The following is a 24,803-nucleotide window of genomic DNA, read 5'->3' as shown; positions in this document are numbered from 1 at the left end:
GCGGAATTCATTTTTCCATAGATGATCCACATAATGCTAGAGACTTTTTCTCAAAACACCATACACCGATATGGTAAAGATATTTATTACAGGTTTCGTTTCACAAGACAAGCTCAGAGTGACGAGAGATCAGGAATCTCATGTATCACTCGGAGTCGCAATAGCAAGGTTCGCAGAAAAGAAAAAAGCAAAGCGGACCTAAGAAGTACCCTAAGGTGACTTGACAGCCATAGCCCGCGCCATGACTTCCTTCTCAAAATTTTCTTTCTCAGGAGAGAAGCGTATCAATGGTACAGCAAATGACACAGCCATAACGAATATTCCTAGCACCCCAAAAGCATCCCCATAGCTCAGACTTTCGCTGCGAAATAGAAAGCCAAACACGACGGCTCCCATATTGCCACCAGCCCCTACGATGCCAGACACCACTCCAAGATGCTTACGATTGATAAAGGGCACCACAGCATAGGTCGCTCCTTCAGCCATTTGCACACAAAGACTGAAAATGATCATTGAGAAAACCGCAGTCCAAAGGATATCCATACTTGAGAATAGAAGTAGCGCTGCCCCTTCTAAAAACAATATCAGGGCGAGAAAGCGCACCCTTCCCTTCAGCCCTGATTGAACTCCAAAGCGGTCAGCCCAAACTCCTCCTAAGCTGCGCGCAAAAATATTCATCAGACCAAACAATCCAGCCATCAATCCAGCTGATTTCAGATCCAGCCCAAATCGATCGATATAATAGAGGGCAGCGACGTTATTAATGGTAAGCTCCATACCAAAGCAGGCACCATAGATAACGAATAGAAGCCAAATTCTATAGTCTTTAAGAAGTTCTTTGAGATTGCTTTCGCCATCGATATGCTGCGCGAGATCCTTCTTTCGTTCATCTTTAAGCTCATCCCAATTGCCTTGAGGAAAATCCTGGGTATAGCGAAAATAGAGAAAGGCACAAAGCAAAAGTCCAAAGGCCGTTACGACCATAGATAGTCGCCAGCTCATTGATGCCGCAAATCCTAATCCCAAAAAGCCAGTAAACACTAGAGGCATCACCATTTGCGTAACTCCACCCCCTAAATTACCCCAGCCTGCTGATGTTGCGTTTGCAGTTCCGACAACCCGGGAGGTAAACATCACGCTGGTATGATACTGAGTTAGAACAAACGAGGCACCAATACAACCGATGAGCAATCGTGCGATCAAAAAAGTTTCATATGAATTTGAGAAGGCTATGCCAAAAACAGGAATAGAACCAAAAGCCAACAAATAGGTATAGGTTTTTCTAGGGCCAATACGATCGCAAACATACCCCAGAAGCAAACGCATAATCACGGTTGCTGAGACACTCGCTACGATAATCGTACCGATTTGTGATTTCGTCAGGCTAAACTCATCTCTCACAACTGCCATAAGAGGCGCAATTCCAAACCAAGCAAAGAAACACATAAAGAATGAAAGCCATGTAATGTGAAAGGTTCTCATGGGGACCGACTTAAAGTCTGTGAGGTTTAAGCGACCTGCTTTGTGCTGTTCCATAATAAACTCCCGAAAAAGAGACTTTTGAGGTGATCAATGCACAGTATGCATGCCTCGAACCATTTCGCTTCCTAAATACACGTTTTCGAAGTGAACCATTATGTAAGGCTTGTACGGGAAAGACACCTTAATGAATGGACAACTCACAAGAGAGTCCTTGCGTTGCAGCATGTTTCCAAGCGAGTTTAAGGAAAACAACGAGAGAGTCGATCCATGAGCAAAAAAATCTGTATTATAGGTAGTGGTATGGCTGGAGTTAAGCTAGCGGAAAAGCTATGCAAGCAAGGACAACACCACTCCATAACTATCTTTGGCAAGGAAACCCACCTACCATACAACCGCATTCTTCTTTCTTCGGTTCTAGCGGGTGAGAAGTGCTTAGAAGATATTCAAACCCACAGCCAAGAGTGGTTTTTAAAGAATAACATCGAATATCGAAGTCGTTGCTCTATCGAGACGATCGATTGGCAAAACAAGGTCCTTATAGATCAAAGTCAGCGTAGCTACGAATACGACGATGCTATTATTGCGACTGGATCAACAGCCTTTCGCATTCCTATCCCTGGATCAAATCACCCTGATGTCCTAGTTTTTCGTGACATGGATGATATCACTTCGCTGATGGCTATAGATCAGAATAAAACTGTAGCTGTCATCGGTGGAGGCTTGCTTGGTCTCGAAGCTGCCTATGGTTTACATACTCGTGGCATCAAAGTTAAGGTTATTCATCTTCTTGATCATCTTATGGAGAAGCAACTCGACTCCAAAGCATCGCAGCTTCTTCTTTCTCAGTTGAGCCAAAAAGGAATCGAATTTCATACCAGCACATGTAGCCGCGAAATCGTCATTCAAAACGATCGAATTATAGGTATTAAAACTAAGGACGATCAATTTATTGCAGCCGACAAGATCGTAATGGCGATCGGCATAAAACCCAGAGTTGACCTCGCAAGACGATCAGATATTCCATGTAACCGAGGGATTCTTGTCAACGAATTCATGGAAACTCAAGTTCCCAACGTCTATGCATTGGGGGAATGCGTGGAATTCGATGGGCAAACCTTTGGTCTTGTAGCTCCGCTTTACGACATGGCTGATACCTTAGCTAAAAATCTAAGTCAAGGCGATGAGCCCGCGCATCCTTACGAAATGCAATCTTACCCGACACGGCTTAAGGTATCTGGAGTAGACCTGTATGTATCAGGCTCTCCAAATGCAGATTCTGGAGATGAAGAACTGATTCTTGTTGATGAAACAGCTGGTATCTATCGCAAGATTCTGATTCATGACCACAAACTCAAAGGTGTCCTTCTATACGGTAATACTGATCACAGTCACTGGTATCAGTCTCTATTAGTAAGCCAAGATTCGATTGAAACCATGCGAAACCATCTTGTCATTGGCCCCGGCTCTCATGTAGAGACAAGCATGGATATCAGTGCGATGGCCGACGACGAGGAGGTCTGTGGCTGCAATGGTGTGAGTAAGGGTGCCATCGTATGTGCTATACAAGAAAAGGGTCTGTCGTCATTAGGATCGGTGAAAGCCGTAACAAAAGCAGCAACAGGATGTGGCAGCTGTGAAGGGTTGGTTTCTGGAATCATGCAATCGCTAAACGGAGATCACTTATTAGAAGCGAACGAGGAAACGGGAATCTGTCCTTGTACTCCATGGGATCATGATCGCATTCGAGCCTACATATTTAATCACAAGATGGAATCGGTGACGGAGGCTTTCCAACGCATGTCGTGGATCAATCGTGATGGTTGTCATAAGTGCCGCCCGGCCGTGAATTACTATCTCTTGGCTGCCAACCCAGAAGGATATCAAGACGATCCTCAATCCCGCTTTGTAAATGAGCGACTCCATGCCAATATCCAGAAGGATGGCACATTCTCTGTTATTCCTAGGATGTTTGGAGGCATGACAAGCGCTGATGAGTTGCGAGCCTTGGCCGATACGGTCGACGAATTTAACATTCCAACGGTAAAAGTCACTGGTGGCCAAAGAATTGATCTTCTCGGCGTAAAGCGCGAAGACTTACCAAAGGTATGGCAGAAACTCAATCAAGCGGGCATGGTATCTGGACATGCCTATGGCAAAGCAGTTCGAACTGTGAAAACTTGTGTAGGTTCTGAGTGGTGTCGCTTTGGAACTCAAGACTCGACATCTATGGGAGTCGAAATTGAAAGAGCCACGTGGGGGTCTTGGACACCTCATAAATTCAAGATGGCAGTTAGTGGCTGCAAGCGCAATTGTGCCGAAGCTACCATCAAAGACTTTGGAGTTGTGGCTGTAGAATCTGGTTGGGAAATCTATATTGGTGGTAATGGCGGCACTAAGGTTCGCGCCTGTGATTTTCTTTGCAAAGTAGAAACCAGTGATGAAGTTATGGAATATACGGGCGCATTCTTGCAACTTTATCGGGAAAACGCTCGCTACTTAGAGCGCACAGCCCCCTGGATCGAACGAGTCGGCTTGGATTGGGTTAAGGATGAGCTAGTCCATCAAGCGGCCAACCGCTCGACCCTATACGATCGCTTTCAACGATCTCAAGCTCGAAGCCAAAGCGATCCGTGGGCAGAACTCAGCAAATCCCCACATCCTAGTTTGCAAGCATAAGTCGAGGGAGTCTAACTATGACAATGAAATATTTAAAAGTGGCAAGCCTTGACGATATACCTCGTCAGGGCGGGCGTGGCTTCCTATGTGGAGCCTATTCGATCGCTCTTGTTCGGACCATCGATGATCAGCTTTTTGCTATTGAGAATAGTTGCCCTCACCGCAAGGGCCCTCTTGCCGACGGCATCGTTCATGGAACAAAAGTAACCTGCCCCCTTCATAACTGGGTCTTCGACCTCAAAAACGGCCATGCTGAATTTCCGGATGAGGGGCAAGTAAAATGCTTCCCAATAAAAATAGAGCATAACGATATCTATGTTAGAGTTGAGATATGAGCACCCAAACTAGTTGCGCCTACTGTGGTGTAGGCTGTGGCCTAACAGTAAACTATGAGCGCGGTCACTACCTTGTCTCTGGCGATCCTAGTCACCCATCAAACCTTGGTGCTATCTGCCAGAAAGGTGGAACTTTAGGTCAAACAATGCAACACAAGGGCAGGTTACTTTTTCCTAGTGTCAATGGTCAAACAAGCACTTGGTCACAAGCACTCACGGAAGTTGCAACGGTGCTACGTGAAACATGCTCCAATTTTGGCCCAGAAGCCCTAGGGTTTTATGTATCAGGTCAGATGCTCACAGAAGACTACTACGTTGCCAACAAACTGATGAAAGGTTTCTTGGGATCAGGAAACATTGATACCAACTCCCGGCTTTGTATGGCTTCAACAGTAGCGGCTCACAAGCGGGCCTTTGGTAGCGACACAGTTCCTGCTTGCTACCAAGATATCGATCTAGCCGACTTATTTGTGATCGTCGGCTCTAATATGGCTCATTGTCATCCAGTATTATTCGATCGGGTTCGAGACCGGCAGGCTCAAGGGGCAAGAGTTCTCGTCATCGACCCAAGGAAAAATGCAACAAGCCTTCACGCCAATCTCCATATTTCCCTCAAACCAGGAACGGATGTCGCCCTCTTCCAAGGTCTCCTGAACTTTATAGCTCAATACGGTGGCATCGATAATGCCTACATAAACCAACATGTAGCCGGAGCTCATGAAGCCATAGCGGCTGCTTCCTCCTATTCTATCCCCAAGGTAGCTGCAATATGTGAAGTCAATGAACGCCCTCTCGCTGAATTTTACAAACAGTTCCTCCAGCATCACCGTACCCTAAGCTTCTTTTCTCAGGGTCTTAATCAATCATCCTGCGGCACAGAAAAAGTTCTATCCCTACTTAATTGCCACCTGGCTACCGGGCGGGTAGGAAAGCCTGGTGCAAGTCCATTTTCATTAACTGGGCAAAACAATGCCATGGGCGGTCGCGAAGTTGGGGGACTCGCCAATCAACTGGCAGCTCATATGGATTATACCCAAGACAACCTAAAGACCGTTCAAGAGTTCTGGCAGTCACCACACATAAGCCGCAAACCAGGTTTAAAGGCCATAGAACTTTTTGAAGCGATGCACGCAGGAAAGATCAAGGCAGTTTGGATTATGGCAACCAATCCAATGGTAAGCCTTCCTGATTCGGACTATATTCGTGAGGCTCTTCGTCGCTGCCCCCATGTTATTGTATCCGAACCTTTTCTATCCTCTATGACTGTAAAACATGCCAGCATCAAATTGCCTGCGTGCACATGGGGTGAAAAAGATGGAATGGTAAGCAATTCCGAGCGCCGAATCAGTCGCCAAAGAGCATTCGCTTCCTACCCAGGCATGGCTATGCCTGACTGGTGGATGATCACACAGGTAGCTCATCACTTGGGCTTTAGCAAGCACTTTCAGTATAATCATCCTTTTGAAATATTCAAAGAGCATGCAAGGCTTTCTGGCTTCCGCAATCATGGGCAAAGACGATTCAACATCTCGGCTTTCGCAAACATGACAAAACAAGAGTATGAGGAATTCAAACCCCGCCATTGGCCTGTGTCGGCCGACGGCTTATCCCAAGCACGGGTATTTGATGATGGCATCTTCGATACTTCGACTGGAAAGGCTCAAATGAGCCCAGTTCAATACCATCAGGCCTCTACCTTTCCACAGGAGCAAGGCGCAACATGGACAATGATTACAGGGAGGGTGAAAGGACACTGGCATACCATGACCCGGACCTGTCGCGTTCCCAGTTTGAATCGCATCGATCCAGAGCCAATGATCGAAATTCATCCAGCCGACCTTGAAAGCCTCTTGCAGGATCAAACCGTCGATACAGGTATGCTGAGAGTCTATCATGGGGGTGGTGAATTTATTGCTCCCTATCTCCTCAACGAGCATATCCATAGACACACCATATTTATTCCCTTTCACTGGTCTGAAAAGGGTGGACGGTCGGTCTTGGCCAATCGTATGACACTTCGTCGAATTGATCCTTATTCAGGGCAGCCGGACTACAAACTTACAGGAGTCTCTGTTGAAATGTACGAAGGGACTAGATTAGGTATTCTAGCGAGTCGCTCTGCCCTTCCCTTGGCCAAGAATCACTTCGACTACCTCATAGAAATCCCCATGTTCGATCATGTCTACTACCGATTCGCCGACTCAAGAAAGGAGAGTAGCCAATGCTTTCTGGATCGTCATTTTCCTGAGCAATCATCCTACGATCGGATTCAACTTCAAGATGAGCAGCACAGGCACTTCCGCTATGCGTTTATGAATAAGCAAAAGCTGGAGCACGTGATTTACCTATCCCAAGGAGCACCCTTTAATATCAAGCCCAGTAAACTATCTTATTATTTTAAAAAAAACCCCCTAAATTCACAAGACCGCCTAGCACTTCTTGACCTTTCCTCAAACTAACTGTTTTGAGGATTCAGCTTAGGTCATTGCACCTGGCCCCTGAAATTACTCCAATTAGAAATCGTAATCCAGCAATCTTACCTAAATTTTGAAACCAAGGTGCCGAATAGAAGTACAGAAGAACTAGATAAGAAAGATGCAGTTTGTCATGGCGAAGTTCCTGCTAATGATATTATCAATACTTTCTGCAACGCAGGCGTTAGCTTACGACGCTTCCTGCATCAATATAACCAATATAAAGTATCAACTTGATTCTGCGCCCCACCCTTCTGAGCTGAATCAGGACTCCAATGGCTTCGTGCCGGTATTTGAAAAGAGGACATTTTCTCCACGTACAACTCCCCTATGGATCAAGTTCAACGTTCGCTTGCGAGACTGTAAGCAGCCCCTATTTTGGCAAATCGACAATTTGGAAATCACCAGTATCGACTTCTGGCAGTACCACGACAAGAAGCTTATCCTTCAAGATCGATACTACGGCTTCCGTGATACAGAGCGCTACTATCCGTACCGTAACTGGCCCAATTTTCAGCTTGATACTGATCGCAACGGGCCACATGAGATCTATCTACGAATCGACAGCTCGGTTCCGCTCACGATGCACTACAACTTCTTAACTAGCACTGAGCGTATGACTGAAGAGATTCAATCTCAGATCATCTTTCTGCTATTTTTCGGACTTGCAATCGGTCTATCAATCTATAATCTCTACCTATACCTCTCAACTCGTGATGCACCTTATCTTATTTATGTTGCCTTCGTCGTTATCAGCTGTGTTGCCACGACCATCAATGACGGCAATGCGGACTGGATCTGGCCACGGGAGGACGGTTGGCTCAAATATCTAACTCCAGTCGTCGCCCTCGTCGTCTATCTCCGTATTGCATGTGTCCGTGAAATGCTGCCACTCCGCTTTCAAGCCCCTGCACTAGATCGAACACTTCAGTATTTTGCACGAGGCTCCCTTGTTTTTCTTGTGGTAGGATGGCTCCCTAACCTTCATAACCTAACAACGTCCTTCATTATTCCCTATATCACCTTAACCACAACCCTATGTCTTATTACCGCCATTGTCTCCTATGCTCGCGACTTCAAACCAGCGAAGTATATGATCATTGCTTGGAGTGCAGCCACTGTTTTAGTGTGTCTTAAACTTCTCACCAACCTGGGTCAACTCCCTGAAAGCCTCCTGATGGATCACGCCTATAAACTTAGCATCAGCTTCGAGCTAATTTGTTTGGCTATGGTTCTGGCCAATAAAATTGATAGTCTTCAGAAGGAGCTTACAAGGCTTAATGAAAGCCTAGAGAAGAAAATTGAGAATCGAACGAAACAACTTAAGATGGCCAATAAACGCTATAAAGAAAATCAAGCCTATGTGATCGAGCAGGAGAAGTTCGCAGCCCTGGGCAGGATCGCTGATGCCTTGGCCCATGAGGTGAATACTCCGCTGATGATTATTCGCACCGGAGCGACTATTTTGTCTCGCCCCAGCACCATGAGCGAAGAAATGATTGTTAGGCGCACAGGACAAATTGAGCGAGCCGTTGACAAGATCGAGAAAATCATTAAAGCCCTTACCATCACCTACCTAAACCCTATCACTCAGAGTGGCAAGCAAGTTAGCATCAAAGACTTCCTTCAATCGATCATCGACCTTCACCACGGCCTTTGTGTTCAACATGAGATCGAGCTGCAAACCAAGTTCCCCGATGGCATCAGCATTCCAGGTAACCCTCTCCACCTAGCCGACATTATCAGTGAAGTGTTCGTCTCCGCGATCAACTCGGTATCCGATCTCGATGAAAAATGGATCGAGATGGCGGTCACACGATCTAAAAACGACATTATCATCACTGTTAAAGACAGTTGCACCGATAGCGATAAGGATACAAGGCCCCAGTTATTTGAGAATATTGAGGCCCTCGGCCCTGATAAAACCAATATCCCCAATGACCATGAAACGAGTGTCAGCATCGGTATCGCTCACCAAGTGATTCGATCTTATGGAGGTACTATGAGATTTATCCAGAATAACTTCTATACTTTGACGACAATCAAGTTTCCGATCGATGTTGATGATCGTAAGAAACCAGCAGCATAAGGATGAAAGGCCGTGGAAGCATCTTCTATCATAAGCCCTTCCGTGATTATTGCGCATCAGTCAGATGCTATGGAAGACCTAGTCAATCGTATGATCGACGATCAGGTATCGAGTGTTCTTGTCGTCAATGACCATGATGAAATCGTGGGAATTGTCACAGAACGTGACATTGTGAGAAAGTTTACCCTCATCTCCAAGGCAGACAAGCTCAAGGCTAAAGTGATTACGGTGATGACACGGCCTGTAAGTTTTGTTCGGGTTGAGCACCTAGAACAGGATATCGCTAAACTCCATCAGAAGCTTGGAATCCGTCACTTTCCAGTCCTTTCTGGTCAGGAGCCTCAGACCGCTAATTTGGTGGGTATGTTGACGTCAACAGATATGTTTAGGATCTGGGTCCATAATCAAGAAAAGTCCAAAGATGGTAGCCAAAGCCACGAAAAGCGATATCGCCTGACCATTGTCATGTCGAATAAAATCAGTCGAGCGAAGTACCGCAAGGTGTTTGAATCAATGGACTACTCTATCGACATGGAGGGTAGCTACGAGGAGCTGATCCAAAAAGCCCATAATCATAAGAGCCTTCTTCTCTTCGACCTTGATGACGACTATGGAGACCAAGGCCCTATACTTCTTACAAAAGCGATAAGTACCGGGAGCCATGTGATATTTCTAACCCAACGACTCACTGTTGCTGGAGAGTTTAAGAAGCGCCTTAAAAACCCCCTTCATCACATTATGATCAAGCCCTTGGAACTGAGTTACTTGGAGTTTCTTCTCGAAGAGAATAAAAAACTTCACCTTTCTCAAGCGGGATGACTGTCAAATTATATACTCGTTGGCCGATACAGAGCTATGCTTGTATCGATCGCCATATTGATATTCCTTTCTACCAGCCTGGCTTTCGGCCAGCAAGCTGGAACGGGATATCTCATGCCTTGGAAGGTCATTGGTATTGATGCCGATCGACAGTTCTGGATGAAAGACGCTTTAGAGGAATCTTGGCAAGCCATTCGAGATCGATATCTGAACCAAGGAGTGCCGCTTGATGAGGTTGAGGGCTTGAAGCTAACCATCAACCAGAAGCACCATGCTCGACTCTTTGTCCAGGGAAAAGCAAGAGATCAGGCAAACACTGACTTTTTTTTGCAGCCGATTCTGTGTCGCATTGATGATCAAGCCTATACTTTCCTTCAGTCTGGGCCTATACGCACTGGGCTTGTAAACTACTCCGCACAAAGCACCTTCCCTATTCAGGGCTTACTGGATCGCGACCAAGACGTGACCAAAAACCAGATCAATAATGCTATTAATAAGTGGCCTGAATTGCAGCGATCACCCCGTAAATCCCCCCTAAAACTGAAGTTGGCGCTCAAGAGGAGTAGCAACGATAGTAACCTAGGTGCAGACCACTGCTTAAACGTAGCATTTTCCCAGAAACTTTTTGCACAGCACCCTATCCAGCAATTCGTCGGGACGGAGAACACTAGCTTCATCAAAAAGATTATGATGCCCCAGCAAAGACTAAGCCGAGCCAACCGAACGATTCATCTGGACTGGCGTAAGCTCGACGATCGCTGGCAAGCCTATGGGGAAATCTCTGAGAGCGTATTCGGAAACTGGATTGGAGAAGCTGTTACCTGGAATATAAAACGCCCCCTACAAGAACTCGTCACTGCTGAGAAACTCATAGCTCAGCTAGCCTTAGAAGCGCAGGCACTAGACCCAGAATCTAGCCCAAGAGTGGCATCCATCTATGGAGCCTGGGCCTACTTGGATAAGGGCCGAGCTTGGGGCCTAAAGGTCAATGATCGAGTCTATATCGAAAGTGGTGATAAACGTGTAAAAGGCCACGTGGTTGGCTTCTTCGGACCTCGCAAGGGCCTGCGCTCTACCCTGGGATATCCTATTCATGAGGGTGCTATTGTATTTGTAAGAACAGGGCAGAAGGCTATTCGTATTGGTGATGCTCTTACGTTTGACCCCACACGGTACCCCGCACCGTGGCCACCTGTACCGACTCCAATTGATCGCCCATAAAAAGAGCCTGGGTTTTAACCCAGGCACCTTAGTGATAATTATAATATAAGTGGGATCACTTCTTTTGGCGAAGCCCAAGTGCCTGCACACCCAAGCCACGAGTGACGATATCATGGTGTCCAACAAAGGACTTCTGCACTTGCTTGCGTAGCCCTTTAATGGTTTTATAGGGCCAGTTCTTTTGGACGATGTTCACAATCCATGAAGGCAACAACCCTTTAGGGTCTGCTAGATATTCTACCTCGACGTAGGTCTGTTTACCATTTTTAGAGGGGTAGAGTCGGTACTTGCCCATGATGATTTCACCTCGAACACCAACCGAATCATCTTCAGGCGCAGACTTATGCTCGACCGACTTCACATCAACCTCGATCATATTTCTATTACTATGGTATTGAAACTCGTAAGCATAGACAAAGTCCCGATCGCTAACGGGAAACGGCATACTGAACGCAGCATATTGGATACTCGTCAATCGGCTAGGAGTCTCAATAGTCCGGGCGTCGCGAAACTTATCAACCCAATCGTCTTTATGCTCGTGATCCATCAGGACCCAGACTATCTTTGAGGCTGGCGCATCAATCAAAGCTGCTCCAGCAACCCCTTTGACATTTGAGTCTTCGAAGCTTTTACGATAGACGGAGATACCGTCTTCAACTTTCACCTGTTCCCATTGATTGGCTTTCCAATTGTAACGCGCTTGGGCAGAGCCAGCGACAATGAGCAGTACGGCACTCAAGGCCCATGAAAACATACGATCTCCCTTTGTTAAGCGGACAACCTCTGGGTTATCGGAATTCTAGCGAAAATTTTTAAACATTAACCAAGAATTGCAGCAATAGGCTGTCAGATTATAGTCTTAGTTGATTGAAGGAGTGCTTTAATGGGTTGACAAGCATCGAAATATTAAATTGGACCAGCTGTAGCACCAATAGGGCCTGCGGGGCCCAATTGTGTTTGTATTCAATCGACTTCAGTTTTTTGAAGTCAATCCCTGGATTAATAATATTAAACGCGGATTTGAAAAATCGAAGTTTTAGTACGAGAGGTCTTGGATCAAGCGTAAGATATCTGATCGAGTCAGATCGAAACTCATTTCGAACTGATAGGCATCAGCATAGGACATCTTAGTGAAGGTCGTTCCAGCAGCCTGGAAATCTTCGCAGCTATAATCTTCCCATTCGGACCAATAGTCGTAGTCACAGTCACCAGCTACAGATTTAAATCGATTCAACTGAGAATTTGCCTTATTTGCAGCTGAGGAATAATTTTTAGAGCACTTTACTTCGATCACAGTAGACGCTTGGCCACCTTCGAACACCACCACATCAAGCTCGCCCTTAATGTTGCCAAATCTAGGTCCGTACTTGATCCCTGATTCAACTTGAGCATAAGGGTAGAGTTCTTGTACCTTCTCTACGGCGAGTAGCTCACACAAAGCCCCGTGGTTGCTTGAAGAGAAAGTCATAGACTCCCCTTGCTCGACAACAAGTTGATAGGCCTTCTGATAGCTGAGACCATAGGCATTGGACACAGCACTCCAAGCGATGAATGCGAACATGAATTTAGGGATCATCGTCGTCTTCCTAAGTGAGATGTGTGAGTGGCTAGAGGTTAGCCTCTTAGATTACGACGATTATCTAACAATGCCCCTCATAAAATCGATTAATATTTATGAAAGATTGCATAAATATAGCTTTTAAAGGGCCAGCACTTATTGCAAAAGTGCTAACTTTGAAACTAGGAAAGGCTATCGAAGCTCCATAGATCACGATCCATCAACTGAGAAGCTCTAATATTTTGCAGTGATTTCAACATACTAGATCCAATGTCTGGATTATCTGTTTCTAGCTTTCGCAGGAGGCCCTTGACCTTCGCTCGCTGAAGATTTTCCTGAGAACCGCAAAGGTTACAAGGAATAATCGGAAAGTCCAGTTCTTTTGCATAGTCAATCAACATTTTTTCTGGAACATAAACGAGTGGCCTGATGACGATGTTTCGGCCGTCGTCTGACTTTAGCTTTGGCGGCATAGAAGAAATCCGGCCGTTGAAAAACATGTTCAGCAACACGGTTTCGATCAAGTCGTCTCGATGATGACCTAGTGCAATCTTATTAAAACCATGTTCAGCAGCGTAATTGTAGAGGATACCCCGACGCAATCGAGAGCAAAGACCACAGAAGGCTTTACCCTCAGCAACTTTATCAGTCACGATCGAGTAGGTATCTTCCTCAACAACTGTTAGTTGATAACCCAAGCTTTCTAGCCAAGAGGCGAATCTTTCGCAGTTAAAACCAGGCTGCTTTTGATCCAAAAGAACAGCATGAATCTCAAACGGAATCTTCGAGCGTTTCTGGATCTCATGGAGCATCATCAACAATATCGATGAGTCTTTCCCGCCTGAAACAGCAACCATGACGCGGTCTCCCGGCTGGATCATACTGTAATCGCTAAGCCCCGAAACGATCTTTTTTCTAATTTTTTCAGCTAATTGCAAGTTCCAAACTCCCTTTTCTCAAAGCCAGCAGACTTATAACATAGGATCACGAATCCAGAAACGGAGAAAAGAGGACTGTTCCTTACTGATCGGTGCTTCTGAGATAGGTCGATGGCAAAAGATGAAATTAGATAAATTCATTCCACTAAGATCTTGAATTACAGTTTAAGAGCTGTTAACTTCGCCGCGCAAATTGAAGCGATCTTTATGACTTGTATAAGCTGATAATCAGGTTCAGCGTCTCTACCGGGCACCTAATGCCTGACTACAGGAGAAGAGATGACTATTGCCAAAATTATGAGATTGGGGTTCAAAAAGGCGACGACGCCATTCACGCAAACGTCTCCTTGGCTTTCTTATCCCCCTTGTTTACGCTCCCTTCTTGTGCTCTCAATGTTTCTTCCTTCGCTTTCATCCGTGTCTCTAGCCAAATCTTCCCCTCTTCCAAAAGACTATCAGCAATATCAAAGTGAATATCAGTTCGAAGATATCAAGAGCTGTCACAGCTATGGCGACTGCCGCAGTATTTTACAAGAGTACGCTCGACTCAATGCTCGGTTTATGAGCTATGACCGGGCACGGGAAGCTATGTTTCAAGAAGTCGATGTGATTGAAACGTCACAAGGCTCCCGAATGGTGCGCACCGTCTACTCATTAAAAACAGTGGTGGTGCCTCATCAGGGAGTTCCTAAACATACCCTGGCAAACACTGAACATACCTTTCCTCAATCGGGTCTCAAGCGGGGGAGTCGATACTGGGAAAGCAAAGCTGATCTTATGCACCTGTTTCCAACAATGAGCACCGTAAATTCGACCCGCGGTAGCCTCCCATTTGCCGATTGCGGAGGCGATGGGGACAACTGGCGCGTGTGCTCCCGAGGGTTTGAGCCACCTGATTCTCACAAGGGCGTTGTCGCCAGAGCCATGTTCTATATTTCGATCACTTATGATCTTAAAATTGACTATTCTCAAGAACAGACTCTTCGTCACTGGTCGAAAAATTTTGTGGTCGATGATGAAGAGAGGTTGAGAGCCCATAGGCTATTCCAAATTCAAGGCAATCGAAATCCGTTTATTGATCACCCAGAGTGGGTCAATCTTGTGAGCGATTTTTAGCCTGAGTTTAGGTTTCAAGTCACCGACTTGGCAAATCTTCTTACTTGGCTTAAGAGCCTCCCTCGAATGTCTCGGTCAGCGCCCGGCTGAGAACATTTTCCCTAATGAATTCAAAAGCATAATCATCGCCTTCGATGCCTATCTCAGATTCGCCATGGATGGGACGATAATCTGTATTGAGATAATCGAGGCATAGATGGATATTCGCAAGAAAACTTCGTTCTTTGTAAGCGGGCGGTCCTGGTATTTCTTCCATGGTGGATCGACTCTTCTCACCATTCTCATTCTAACCGTCCACTTCAGTCCCCTAAAAATCTATGTCAAAACTAGAATTATGGACCCCATCCTATTTAATGTTCGAGAATACTTAGGACAAACACCAAAAATTACCGATCGCTTAAAAATATTCGCCCTCGACGACTCAACGTTTTCATTTCTTGGCGGACCCCGCCTCACACCGGAAGACCTCAGTCGACTCTTGACTAATATGAGCCAAAGTAAGCCCAGAGCCATTATCATCGATGGTTTGCTGTCCGATACCCCCACGGGCAATTTAAGCCCTCTTCAAGAGATTCCACAAAAAGCACCTCAAGTCATCACTGGTAGCTATATCACGCCTCACAAAATTCGCTTCCGGGAAGATCTCAACATTGACACGGACCCGTTTCAACTCAGTACCTACCTCGACCCAAGCCTGGACCCCCTAGATTTGGAGTTGCCCATTGATAAGCGGTTAGATTGGTATGTTTACGGGCACTCGAAGGCCTACGACGGCTTATTTAAAGCCCAGGGTCACATCACCTACAACGATGATGGCACCATATCGCCATTTTATATGCTAAGCCCCGACACTGTCCTTCCACACATCAGCCTACATAGTGCATCTAGCGTTTTCATAGGTAAGAAAAGTCTTTCAATTAATGACGTAGATATCCCGCTAACAGCAACAGGTCGCGTGATCATCAATCATCGCCCACCTTTAGACTTCTATAATCGCACCAAAAGCCTTCGTTATCTCATTGAACGGGCCCGCGATGGGGTTCCTGAGGATCAGATTAACGAAGGGGATATCGTCCTGATACTTCTTGCATTTGCTACAGGGAATACGGACTTTCACGAAGGCAGCCCTTTTGGACAGATTCCTGGGGGTTTGATCATTGCATCGATGATCTCAAATATCGATCAAAACCAGTGGATCACCCCTTGGGAAATCACTCCTATCGCTATTATTGTAATGGCAATCTTTGGGACGATCCTCGGGATTCATGCTAGTGTGTCTGGCTTCTGGCTTGGCCTAATCGGAACACCAATCCTATATATTGGGCTTTCTATATACCTTTTTAGCTATCATGCAATCCAGTTAGAGTGGTTCCTACCCTCATCCATATTCTTTATCAATGGCTTAGTGTACTTTGCTCATAATCGTCTCCAAGATGAAATTAAACTCATTTCTATGGAACGCAATTACTACTCCGAGAAAGCTCTTCGTCTTGAAGAGGCGAACAAAATTGCGAAACTAGAAGGCTACCTTGCCCTTGGTAAAGCAGTTCAAAAGTTGTTGCTCCCCAAAAAGATGAAAGGCAAAATCGACAATATTATCTATCAGATGCTTTATCAGCCCCATTTAAAAATGGCTGGGGATTGGTTCTACATCTGGGATGTGTCCGAAGATGAGAAGCGCTTCTTTATCGGTGACGTGATGGGAAAAGGGCCATCTGCTGCCATTCCCGTAGCCAGTATCATGAGCATCTTGAAAGAATGCGAGAAGCGAAATCTCGATATGATGAGCACCTTACAGTTGATCAACAACCGCTTGATTGAACTCTTCGACTATCACATTACCACGACAGTAGCGACAGCTTCTGTGCATCGCGATGGCCGAGTTGATCTTGTGAATTGCGGCAGTCCTGGCTGGTTTCTTTACCAATCCAAAGGCACGCAATTTATCATGATGCGCAGTAGTCCCTTAGGAATTAGCGAAACGATCCAAAGTGTTCACCAAAGAATTCAACTAGAGCACGACCAATTATTATTCACCTTTACCGATGGCTATATCGAGGGTTCAAGAAGCATTCGCCGATTCATGCGGAACCTGGATCGCGATAGGAATTTCCTTCCAAACATCGAATATATCAATGAGAAACTACAGTCTATTTCCGAGATTGAACAGATCGAAGATGATCAATCCCTGATCACCATTCAATCTGCATAGACGGAGTCTGAAAACTTCAATTTCATACGTGTGGAATGATCGCCGTTCCAATCCTATCCAACTCTTCTAACATAGGAGACGCTTGGATTAGCAGGGTATCAAGACCAAGAGATTCATAGATTTTGATTCGTTCGATAATCTGTTCTGGCGTTCCAACTAAGCCGGGCCTTAAACCTCGATTGCTAACCGAATAGTCCTCGATACTAATCTTAGTTTTAAGTTGGCTTTGCTGGATAAAGTCTTGATAGCTGTGACGAGCCTCAGGAGATTGATCAACATCAGTAATTGATTTTCGTTCCCGTTCTGCTTCCTCTTCGGTTTCACGGCATATCATATAAGCTGCCATTCCATAGCTCAGAGGCTTATCGCCGAACTTCGCACGCCTTTCATTCATGTCAGCAATGTTGCGAGCTATATGATCTGGCTCGTCCCCATGCATCAAGTAACTATCGCAATACTGAGCAATCATGTTACGGCCTGCATCAGACTCTCCTCCCGCAAAGATCGGAATCCCTGGTACTTGAACCGGCTTAGGGCTTAATATAGCTTCGTTCACCTGGTAGTAATCCCCGGATAAGCTAAAACCTTCGGGTCCGTTCTTCCACATCCCTTGGAGGATTTGAATAAACTCTGAAGACCGAGAATAGCGGCTACTATGATCGAGCCATGAACCTGTGTACATCTCCATCTCACGCCGCCACCAGGCTGATACAAGATTGATTTCAAAGCGCCCTCCAGAAATCTGATCAATATTCGCTGCCATCTTCGCAACGATAGCGGGCAGCCGATAGCCAGGCCTAATAGCAGCCATAAGGCGAATATTGTCAGTAACTGCAGCCAAAGCTGAAATTGTGGTCCAAGCTTCGAGTACTGGTTCACCAGCTCCTTTGATATCGTTGAGGTTTAGCTCCGCGACCAAGATGGTAGAGAAGCCAAGTCGATCAGCTTTCTGAGCAACCTGGCGGGAATAATTAAAGTCGCTGCTCATGCCCTCTTCTGGACGATTGCGAAGCCATCCACCAAAAATCGGTAGCCAAATTCCTAGTTTCATTTCCCCTCCTCCCCTTCTATGAGCAATTCAGAAAGGAATGCTGCGATCCGATGGAAGCCGGGAGTTACCTCTCCGCTGGTTTCTATAGCTGGAGCATAGTTAGTATTACAATTGATATCATAGCTGTAGAGCTTTCCATCATGGCTTTCGATAAACTCAATCCCAGCAACCTCAATATTTGCGCTTGCCAATAGTCGTTCGTATTGAGCAATCAGATCCTGAGGCACATCTCGCCTTAAAGTAAACTTCGGACGACTTGGATCATCTTCGGAAAGCTGGCAGGAATCTGTGTGACAGCCATCGGCGGGGCATAGCTCGAAACCCTGGCTTGTATCAGCTTTTATTGCATAGTGAAAGCGACCGCCAATAAATTCACAGCGGGTGATGAAGGGCTCCTTCGGGACGATATAATCCTGGATGATATGCCGGTTTCCTGGAGCGGCGCGCCAAGAGTCTAAATCCAAGAACTGCTGCCATTCTTCGTCGCTTGAAATCTTTTGCACTCCGAGCCCCTTACCACCACAATCATACTTGTAGATAAAGGGGTAAGACATTTTCCTCCGTCCTTGCTCCAGTTGCTCGCGACCACCAACAATAAAGTGGGATCGCGGTGCTTGAATCTGATGTCTGTGGAACTGAAGATGTTGAAGAAACTTGCTGCGTTCAAGCGCAACCACCTCGCTACCGTTCACAACACGACGCCCCCAATGCTCCAGCCATGATAAGATACGATGACCGCTTTCTAGACTATACTGGTGATCACGGCTGGCTGATGATGCCGATAAGCGATTCCAGAAAACTCCTTCCGGTGGCTCCTGATCTAGATCAATCATCGACTCATCAACAAACCAAGGTTCAAACTGAAGCCCCTGTTCTCCCAAGGCCTTTTCTAAAGGCTCAAGCCATTCTGGATTTTCATACAATACATAAAGTTTGCTACGTTTCATAATAAGACCTCCATCACTTGAATCATCTTCTCTAGCACACAAGTTAGAAAGGATACAATCAGTGGCTGCGACAAGCCTCCCCTAGGAAAGTCCTGCCGTTTCTCAAGTTGGTGAAACATGAGACGATAGCATAGAGTGAATGGGAGACCCTCAATGACAAGCGCTCGGAAACCAAATAACAACCTCTTAGAATTACGACAACTCAGAGAGCCCCTTTTTGAAGAGGTTGAAGAATACGCCCTTATGAACATGGTCCATAACATCGGAGAACAGCTCGAAAAACGGGCAAAAGATCGTAAGTTAGCGGTCGATAATCGGCTCCTGCTCATTCCAGGCAATAAAATTTACGACTATCACGCACAGTTCCCTATCCAAGCCGCCTTCTTGCACCTCACCTGGTTCGAATTGATGAATCACTACAAAAAAGATATCGAACACCCTTCGTTTCAGCGGGTGCAGCAAATCATTGCAGAGGTAGAGGCCCAAGGCCCCTTCAGGAATGATATGTATGACAATTACTATGACTATGCTCGCGACTACATCTTCGAAGAGGGTGATTCGATCATGCGAGACGTGATGATGAATCTGCGGGACGTCCTAATTGAAAATGGCTGCATGGTGGGCGATATGGACCCTAATCGTTACTCATTCAAGATCGCATGGTAAGTCTTAATATAGGGTACGAATATTATACTTCAGCTTGCAACTTGCTCGACGGGTATCAAGCATAGGAAACTCTCGAAGTCTTTTTCTCAGCTCAGAAGTTGAACTCGACGTTCGGCTGTAAATACCTACAATGTTTTCACAGTTACCCGTGCTCAAACGAAAGCCTGAGTTTAAGCCTGGGACACGACCTTGAGTCGCTACGCAGCTGTTAAAGTCTTCCGTTTCAGCGAAGTTTAGGACTAGAGCACCCTCTGGTGAGAGACGATCCATGAGAATGCCAAACCATCGCTGATCAGCCTTTGCTACTCGAAACGGCTCGCCATAGTTTTCTCCGAACATATCATCGATAATGAGATCAAAAGGCTGTCCCTTGTAATTCTCGATCCATGCTTGAGCATCATCCTGCACCAAAAGATAGGGTGCTTGATTGAGACCAAAGAATCGCCTGCCGATAGTGAGATGAATGCGGTTTAGCTCAACTCCGACAATTTCGTCTGGAGAAAAAAGTTGATTCAGTTGGTGAAGGGCTGCACCGCCCCCAACCCCCAGTACAAGAATGCGCCTAAGCCGCCCCTCAGGTACAAAAAAGCCTCCTAAGGTGAGCAGATCCCAGACGCTACCCGTCATTAAAGATTTGGGGTTGTACTGGGTATGCAGCACCCCGTTGGTATACAATCGCTTGGAGGCTCCCGCTGTTCTCACTTCATAGAGCTTGTGAGAGGTCTGCTTTTGCCAAATCACGGCCATCTGATTCTCCTTTCATCCCGTTAGCGTCTGGTCTTTTTTAAACTATCTCGCTTAAAAGTCAAAACCTTACCGAGAACCCTGCGCCGCGCATAACGAATCTGAGACTGTTTATAGCGATTATGATTAGCTTCTCCTAGCATGTTCATCTTGTAGGTATCCTGATCGAAGATCTGTATTTCGAATGGGAAAAAACCAAGATACTTTCGAGAACGAACTTTGTCATAGTCGAGGAGTTTTGCAATATCATTGAGAACTGCTAGAGACTCTCGTTTGATCTCATGGCTTTTTAAGTAATCCTTGAGCTTTTCTTGCCATAAGGACGTCATCCGGGGGAAGCGAATGAGTTGTCTGCACGTTAATTGAATCGAGCGATAGTTATTGCCAGAATGGGGGTTTACCTGGCCGGTCATACGATCCGAGGGCCTCGTTACACCCTTTAAGAGGCTTAGAAACTCTTGCTGCGAGATACGGTTATCATCCAACATGATTCTGAGCGTTTCAACATTGTGCTTGAAGGTCTCGATATCAATAAGCGAATTCTTAGATCGTGATGGGTTGCAATTGGCAAAGGTCACCATATGATAGTCTCGGAGAAATTTGACAGCAACCAGGACATCACTCAACTCGCGAGGAATGATGCGCACTCCGATGAGATCATAAATTGTTTCCGCTACATTTGCTTTCTTATGAAGGAGCTTTAAGATGACAGACTCCCTAGACTTCTGCAATTTCCATTCGATTTTATATAAGGGAATGCATGCTCCTGGCTCACCGAACATCAAATTGCCATCCTCATCGCGAAATATGAACTGACGGAAGCGTTGCATGATTTGCTCGGCTGCAATCGAAAAGTCCGCAAATCTCTGAACGCCATCAATATGCGCAATGGTATGCATAATACGTAAAACGGCGCAAGCCCAAGCTTGCTTCAATGCAGCTTCTGACCGCCGATCGGAAGCTGCAATGATGAAATCCCGAACGTCGGCTGAATGGAGAAGGTCCTCTGGCGGCTGAACCCCTTTCTCCCACTCTTTCGGAATCAGATATCGTTCGATGAAATTCCAAGATTCAATTATAACGGCGTGCATTTTGCGAGCATCCACGGGGCTGTCTGGATCATAGCCGTAGTATTTCAAAAATTCAGTTGCATCGTTCCAGTTGCGAAACTTGAGATCCTCAAGATCAATAGACGACTTGCCTCCAATGAGAACATCCATCACACCCCAATTAAAATCCCAGAGCTTTCTAATTTCTTGAGCTTCAGTATCGTCCATAACCGTGAAAAGAACCGCCTATGTTAAAATAGATTCGTTAGGAATGGAGGTTTGAATGATAAAAAAATTTTTCCCATGGATCGCTGTAATCCCCTTTTTAATCGGAGCAGGAGAGACGAGAAGCGATAAGATGAGACGCCTAGCAACAACTAATAATATCACGACAGAATATGTTCACTCATGGAAAAAATTTCCCACAATTGCCGGCCAAGCGGTGGGAAGAGACGCTTTCATCTCAGTTAAGCCAACCCGTGGCAAGGCCGTTGTCGCAGTTTTTATCGCATCGTGGTGCTTGCCTTGCCAGGTTCTCATTCAAGATATCAAGGCTATGGAAAAGAAGTTCGAAATGCGACACACAAGGTTCGTCTACGTATTTGCTCATGACACTAAAGCCGATGCCGAAGGCTTTCGTCGCACCTATAAAATCGGCAGTAACGGGCTCCTAGCGAATGTGGAGCTGATGAAAACATTCCACCAACCGGAACTCCCAAGCATCTATGTCAGTGACCGGAAGACCTGGCTTGTGTGGCGAGCCGTTGGTGTGAAGCGGGAGCAACTCGCAGAATTAGACGAATTCTTGGATTACCATACCGCTAATTAGCACGGGTAGGATCGCTAGCCAAAGAGTTAGCGACCCTTGCCTGTTTCCAGATTTGAAGTCGACTTGATCATCTCTGGGTGCCAACGCAATCTTAGGTTGATAAGATCGTATTCCTGGTTCGACTTGCTACCACCGACGGCAACACCTACAGGCGCGCGGCGTTCCCCATCAATCGCAGCAGCATCGAAGTCTATAGACGTGGAGCTAGCTTTTCCTCGGGCAACCCCTTGAAGAATCTTTTTCCGGCTTTTAGCCTTCTGGGCTAAGAGCGGCTTATCTTGCCAAGATTTTTCATGTTGCGGCGGGTCCATCACCTCTGATTTCGCAGCCATCAGGGGATTTGAAAAAGCCATGGAAATGATTGCTAAAATAATTTTGTACATCAGGTGGTCTCCTCTACACCAAATTCACCGACCTTATCGGCTAAGCAGCTAGAAACTTTAGACATTATTACTGAAATAGAAAATATCCAGTCGTCTCAGAGGGTTTGGCGACCCCGTTCCCTAGCCGCCTCTCTCTCCCCAAGAGTATAATAGGATGAGGCTGTGAATCAATCTCTTGAGGTTACCATGAGCATATTGAAAAACTTGGGATGGATCTTTAAAGCTCTAACATTCCTAGCCGTCGTAGGCCTTTGGCCGAAAGTCGCCGATAGCTTGGCGGCGACCAAGCATATTAAAAAAACTCCATTTCTGCGGTTCTCAGGATCAGTTCACAAGCCCAAGATCAACAGGCAGAATAACCTTCTGGCTTTTACAAGTCGCGATGGCTTCGGCATTACAGTTGTGGATTTAAAAACCAGGGATGTGATGCGAGTGACTTTGCAAAAGGTATCTTACTCATACTTCTGGGCGCCAAACGGCTTCCGATTATTCTATCGGGAGATGTATGAAATCGAAGATAAAGTCATGTCAGAGGTGAAAGCCTTCGATGTCCCACTTCGAAAGAGTATCACAATTGAGAAAATACCAGGCCCTAGCGGTGCCCTGAGCTTTGATCCCCGCGACTTCAGATTTTACCTTTATCACAGCGAAGGTATAATGCGACATCAAATTCAGTATCCAGGCGAACGCTTGGCTGAATGGCAAATGGCGATGAAGTCGAAAGATGGGTATTGGTTGGTGACCAACAGCAGTGTGCTCTGGGTGACCCATAATGGAATTACCATGAGAAAGGTCAATGATTCACCGCATAAGCTAGACTCATTCGATATATCCCCAGATGGAAACAGCATCCTTTGGGCCGATATCCATGAGCAAATATTTCTAAGCGACAAAGGGCAATCACCGCGGATGATTGCCCGGGGACTCGATCCGAAGTGGCATCCGGATGGCGAACACATTCTTTATGCCCACGCACAAATTCTGGCAGATAAGATCATCGATCATGATATTCGAATGATCGACCGACATGGAGTGGGACGGTTCTTAACAAGAACCCTAAGCACCGATGAACGCTATCCCGTTTGGCTCGATAAGTCGTCGACGGTGCTCTACACGCACTTTGCGGGAACTGATATATACGAGGTAAGTTTCAAGCTTTGATGAACTTATTGCTAGCTGCTCCATTCATCTTAACTCCACTTTTTCCCGAGGATACCCCCGAAGAGAAGCGGATTGAAATCCTAGCCAAGTATTTTGACCCACCACCTGGTGGCCCTCTCCTCCGTGTTGATGACGTCGATCGGGTTCGTTACCGGGACGATCCAATGCGGACCAAGGGCTATATCTGGGTGCGCCCACCCAAGGGTCACTGCTTTATAGTTATGCGAGCTAAGGACAAACTTGATCAAACGATCTGTGAACCTAAGCGGATTTCTTTTCAAATTCGTGATCTTACTAAATCTGGAAAAGTTGCGTGGACGATCTTTCAATCGGAAAACGACGGCGGCACCACCCTTTGGTGGCATACACCATACCGCATTGCCAACTTCATACCTCTTGGTAAGTTCGACAACGCCGAGAACATTCGCAGCCCTATCTATTCATGCGAAGCGTCTCACGAGCATGGTCAGCGAAAGATAGTTCTGACATTTTTCGATGGCAGGAAATGGTATATTCCGTTGCCAGATCAAGACACCTTGGTCGAGGGCAAAAAAGAAGAAAAGAACCTATTTGTTCGGGTCATGACCACCAATAAGGACGGCGAGGCTGAAGCTGAAGATGCCAGTACCTCAACGACTATTACCCAGGAAGATGTTAAGCGAAAACATGCAATCCTGGCCCTCAAGCTATCTGGAAAATACAAAGAAGAGGAAAAGAAGCAATACACCTTTCTCGTTCAACCCTGGGAAGCTTACGAAATGAATTCAGGCCGCGTGATGGAGGTAGGTGGCCCATTGGGGCTCAACGGGACCTGCCGCTACCGCTTAAAAGGAGCTAGGTTTGATGAAGAAAGCGGGGTTGTGGAGTGCTTTAATACCGACAACTATGACGCATTATACGCTCACATGACCTGTTCATCCGAGCTTCCCGAATACCCCAAGAAGCCCGCTCAAGAGAAGTAATAGTTCCAAGAAAATCGACTGTTAAGAATTCCTTGCAACCTTCCGATAGGTGGCGCGAAGACAAGACGACTCGAAACGCAAATACGGTGCT

21 protein-coding genes and 1 riboswitch are annotated in these 24,803 nt (G+C 46.0%); of the genes, 12 read left to right on the top strand and 9 right to left on the bottom strand.

Annotated elements, in window-relative coordinates:
- Positions 1-210 precede the first annotated feature (210 nt).
- Complete coding sequence (locus tag B9N89_RS13730; RefSeq protein WP_132319264.1) at positions 211-1,536, bottom strand: MFS transporter; 1,326 nt, start codon at positions 1,534-1,536, stop codon at positions 211-213.
- 213 nt (positions 1,537-1,749) lie between these two features.
- On the opposite strand from B9N89_RS13730, the gene nirB reads away from it, so the two are divergent.
- The 6 genes from nirB (at position 1,750) to B9N89_RS13700 (ending at position 11,096) form a co-directional block, all read left to right on the top strand.
- Entirely contained in the window at positions 1,750-4,158 is a 2,409-nt protein-coding gene (gene nirB, locus B9N89_RS13725) for a nitrite reductase large subunit NirB (RefSeq protein WP_132319266.1), read from the top strand.
- 17 nt (positions 4,159-4,175) lie between these two features.
- Positions 4,176-4,493: a nitrite reductase small subunit NirD gene (nirD, locus tag B9N89_RS13720; RefSeq protein WP_200820716.1), complete on the top strand. Its 318-nt coding sequence runs from the start codon at positions 4,176-4,178 to the stop codon at positions 4,491-4,493.
- On the top strand, positions 4,490-6,952 hold the full coding sequence (locus B9N89_RS13715) for a molybdopterin oxidoreductase family protein (protein WP_132319268.1): 2,463 nt from the start codon (positions 4,490-4,492) through the stop codon (positions 6,950-6,952). Before nirD ends, B9N89_RS13715 begins: the two co-directional genes overlap by 4 nt.
- A gap of 136 nt (positions 6,953-7,088) precedes the next feature.
- Positions 7,089-9,056 carry a 7TM diverse intracellular signaling domain-containing protein gene (locus tag B9N89_RS13710; protein ID WP_132319270.1) on the top strand — a complete coding sequence of 656 codons (1,968 nt, stop codon included), beginning with the start codon at positions 7,089-7,091 and terminating at the stop codon, positions 9,054-9,056.
- A gap of 12 nt (positions 9,057-9,068) precedes the next feature.
- Positions 9,069-9,875 (top strand): CBS domain-containing protein, encoded by an 807-nt coding sequence (locus B9N89_RS13705; protein WP_132319272.1) that lies wholly within the window; start codon positions 9,069-9,071, stop codon positions 9,873-9,875.
- Between the two features lie 36 nt (positions 9,876-9,911).
- Positions 9,912-11,096 (top strand): hypothetical protein, encoded by a 1,185-nt coding sequence (locus B9N89_RS13700; RefSeq protein ID WP_132319274.1) that lies wholly within the window; start codon positions 9,912-9,914, stop codon positions 11,094-11,096.
- 55 nt (positions 11,097-11,151) lie between these two features.
- Here B9N89_RS13700 and B9N89_RS13695 read toward each other — a convergent pair whose 3' ends face one another.
- The 3 genes from B9N89_RS13695 to ttcA form a co-directional block, all read right to left on the bottom strand.
- Entirely contained in the window at positions 11,152-11,850 is a 699-nt protein-coding gene (locus tag B9N89_RS13695; RefSeq protein ID WP_132319276.1) for an START domain-containing protein, read from the bottom strand.
- 282 nt (positions 11,851-12,132) lie between these two features.
- The gene (locus B9N89_RS13690; RefSeq protein ID WP_132319278.1) at positions 12,133-12,672 is read right to left on the bottom strand and encodes a hypothetical protein; all 540 of its coding nucleotides are present in this window, start codon (positions 12,670-12,672) and stop codon (positions 12,133-12,135) included.
- A 164-nt stretch (positions 12,673-12,836) separates the two neighbouring features.
- Positions 12,837-13,592 carry a tRNA 2-thiocytidine(32) synthetase TtcA gene (gene ttcA / locus B9N89_RS13685; protein WP_132319280.1) on the bottom strand — a complete coding sequence of 252 codons (756 nt, stop codon included), beginning with the start codon at positions 13,590-13,592 and terminating at the stop codon, positions 12,837-12,839.
- Positions 13,593-13,784: 192 nt separating this feature from the next.
- Positions 13,785-13,880, top strand: a riboswitch (purine riboswitch).
- On the opposite strand from ttcA, the gene B9N89_RS13680 reads away from it, so the two are divergent.
- Both B9N89_RS13680 and B9N89_RS13675 read left to right on the top strand, forming a co-directional pair.
- Positions 13,872-14,708 carry an endonuclease I family protein gene (locus B9N89_RS13680; protein ID WP_132319282.1) on the top strand — a complete coding sequence of 279 codons (837 nt, stop codon included), beginning with the start codon at positions 13,872-13,874 and terminating at the stop codon, positions 14,706-14,708. It overlaps the preceding riboswitch by 9 nt.
- Before the next feature lie 196 nt (positions 14,709-14,904).
- Positions 14,905-16,920 carry a SpoIIE family protein phosphatase gene (locus B9N89_RS13675; RefSeq protein WP_132319284.1) on the top strand — a complete coding sequence of 672 codons (2,016 nt, stop codon included), beginning with the start codon at positions 14,905-14,907 and terminating at the stop codon, positions 16,918-16,920.
- A 22-nt stretch (positions 16,921-16,942) separates the two neighbouring features.
- On the opposite strand, the gene B9N89_RS13670 is transcribed toward B9N89_RS13675, so the two are convergent.
- Both B9N89_RS13670 and B9N89_RS13665 read right to left on the bottom strand, forming a co-directional pair.
- Positions 16,943-17,971 (bottom strand): LLM class flavin-dependent oxidoreductase, encoded by a 1,029-nt coding sequence (locus tag B9N89_RS13670; RefSeq protein ID WP_132319286.1) that lies wholly within the window; start codon positions 17,969-17,971, stop codon positions 16,943-16,945.
- Positions 17,968-18,918, bottom strand: a complete 951-nt coding sequence (locus B9N89_RS13665; RefSeq protein WP_132319288.1) for an ATP-grasp domain-containing protein — start codon at positions 18,916-18,918, stop codon at positions 17,968-17,970. Before B9N89_RS13665 ends, B9N89_RS13670 begins: the two co-directional genes overlap by 4 nt.
- 153 nt (positions 18,919-19,071) lie before the next feature.
- Between B9N89_RS13665 and B9N89_RS13660 the strand changes: the two genes are divergently transcribed.
- Positions 19,072-19,584, top strand: a complete 513-nt coding sequence (locus B9N89_RS13660) for a hypothetical protein (RefSeq protein WP_132319290.1) — start codon at positions 19,072-19,074, stop codon at positions 19,582-19,584.
- 3 nt (positions 19,585-19,587) lie between these two features.
- Here B9N89_RS13660 and B9N89_RS13655 read toward each other — a convergent pair whose 3' ends face one another.
- Positions 19,588-20,331 (bottom strand): polyamine aminopropyltransferase, encoded by a 744-nt coding sequence (locus tag B9N89_RS13655; RefSeq protein WP_132319292.1) that lies wholly within the window; start codon positions 20,329-20,331, stop codon positions 19,588-19,590.
- Between the two features lie 20 nt (positions 20,332-20,351).
- Positions 20,352-21,605: a TIGR04552 family protein gene (locus B9N89_RS13650; protein WP_132319294.1), complete on the bottom strand. Its 1,254-nt coding sequence runs from the start codon at positions 21,603-21,605 to the stop codon at positions 20,352-20,354.
- A 55-nt stretch (positions 21,606-21,660) separates the two neighbouring features.
- On the opposite strand from B9N89_RS13650, the gene B9N89_RS13645 reads away from it, so the two are divergent.
- Positions 21,661-22,206, top strand: a complete 546-nt coding sequence (locus tag B9N89_RS13645; protein WP_132319296.1) for a TlpA family protein disulfide reductase — start codon at positions 21,661-21,663, stop codon at positions 22,204-22,206.
- Positions 22,207-22,232: 26 nt separating this feature from the next.
- Here B9N89_RS13645 and B9N89_RS13640 read toward each other — a convergent pair whose 3' ends face one another.
- Positions 22,233-22,589 (bottom strand): hypothetical protein, encoded by a 357-nt coding sequence (locus B9N89_RS13640; RefSeq protein ID WP_132319298.1) that lies wholly within the window; start codon positions 22,587-22,589, stop codon positions 22,233-22,235.
- Between the two features lie 162 nt (positions 22,590-22,751).
- Between B9N89_RS13640 and B9N89_RS13635 the strand changes: the two genes are divergently transcribed.
- Positions 22,752-23,750 (top strand): TolB family protein, encoded by a 999-nt coding sequence (locus B9N89_RS13635; protein WP_132319300.1) that lies wholly within the window; start codon positions 22,752-22,754, stop codon positions 23,748-23,750.
- Complete coding sequence (locus tag B9N89_RS13630) at positions 23,750-24,712, top strand: hypothetical protein (RefSeq protein ID WP_207912257.1); 963 nt, start codon at positions 23,750-23,752, stop codon at positions 24,710-24,712. The genes B9N89_RS13635 and B9N89_RS13630 overlap by 1 nt, the downstream gene beginning before the upstream one ends.
- The last annotated feature ends 91 nt before the right edge of the window (positions 24,713-24,803 follow it).

It is taken from the genome of Pseudobacteriovorax antillogorgiicola (genome assembly GCF_900177345.1).
Taxonomy (GTDB): Bacteria; Bdellovibrionota_B; Oligoflexia; order Oligoflexales; family Oligoflexaceae; genus Pseudobacteriovorax; species Pseudobacteriovorax antillogorgiicola.
The sequence above is the reverse complement of the archived record's forward strand: the minus strand, read 5'-3'. Positions and strand labels throughout refer to the sequence as shown.

Coding starts and splice junctions, on each gene's coding strand:
- B9N89_RS13730 (WP_132319264.1), bottom strand. CDS start 1,536: ATGGAACAGCACAAAGCAGGTCGCTTAAACCTCACAGACTTTAAGTCG.
- nirB (WP_132319266.1), top strand. CDS start 1,750: ATGAGCAAAAAAATCTGTATTATAGGTAGTGGTATGGCTGGAGTTAAG.
- nirD (WP_200820716.1), top strand. CDS start 4,176: ATGACAATGAAATATTTAAAAGTGGCAAGCCTTGACGATATACCTCGT.
- B9N89_RS13715 (WP_132319268.1), top strand. CDS start 4,490: ATGAGCACCCAAACTAGTTGCGCCTACTGTGGTGTAGGCTGTGGCCTA.
- B9N89_RS13710 (WP_132319270.1), top strand. CDS start 7,089: ATGCAGTTTGTCATGGCGAAGTTCCTGCTAATGATATTATCAATACTT.
- B9N89_RS13700 (WP_132319274.1), top strand. CDS start 9,912: ATGCTTGTATCGATCGCCATATTGATATTCCTTTCTACCAGCCTGGCT.
- B9N89_RS13695 (WP_132319276.1), bottom strand. CDS start 11,850: ATGTTTTCATGGGCCTTGAGTGCCGTACTGCTCATTGTCGCTGGCTCT.
- B9N89_RS13690 (WP_132319278.1), bottom strand. CDS start 12,672: ATGATCCCTAAATTCATGTTCGCATTCATCGCTTGGAGTGCTGTGTCC.
- B9N89_RS13680 (WP_132319282.1), top strand. CDS start 13,872: ATGACTATTGCCAAAATTATGAGATTGGGGTTCAAAAAGGCGACGACG.
- B9N89_RS13675 (WP_132319284.1), top strand. CDS start 14,905: ATGGATATTCGCAAGAAAACTTCGTTCTTTGTAAGCGGGCGGTCCTGG.
- B9N89_RS13670 (WP_132319286.1), bottom strand. CDS start 17,971: ATGAAACTAGGAATTTGGCTACCGATTTTTGGTGGATGGCTTCGCAAT.
- B9N89_RS13665 (WP_132319288.1), bottom strand. CDS start 18,918: ATGAAACGTAGCAAACTTTATGTATTGTATGAAAATCCAGAATGGCTT.
- B9N89_RS13660 (WP_132319290.1), top strand. CDS start 19,072: ATGACAAGCGCTCGGAAACCAAATAACAACCTCTTAGAATTACGACAA.
- B9N89_RS13655 (WP_132319292.1), bottom strand. CDS start 20,331: ATGGCCGTGATTTGGCAAAAGCAGACCTCTCACAAGCTCTATGAAGTG.
- B9N89_RS13650 (WP_132319294.1), bottom strand. CDS start 21,605: ATGGACGATACTGAAGCTCAAGAAATTAGAAAGCTCTGGGATTTTAAT.
- B9N89_RS13645 (WP_132319296.1), top strand. CDS start 21,661: ATGATAAAAAAATTTTTCCCATGGATCGCTGTAATCCCCTTTTTAATC.
- B9N89_RS13640 (WP_132319298.1), bottom strand. CDS start 22,589: ATGTACAAAATTATTTTAGCAATCATTTCCATGGCTTTTTCAAATCCC.
- B9N89_RS13630 (WP_207912257.1), top strand. CDS start 23,750: ATGAACTTATTGCTAGCTGCTCCATTCATCTTAACTCCACTTTTTCCC.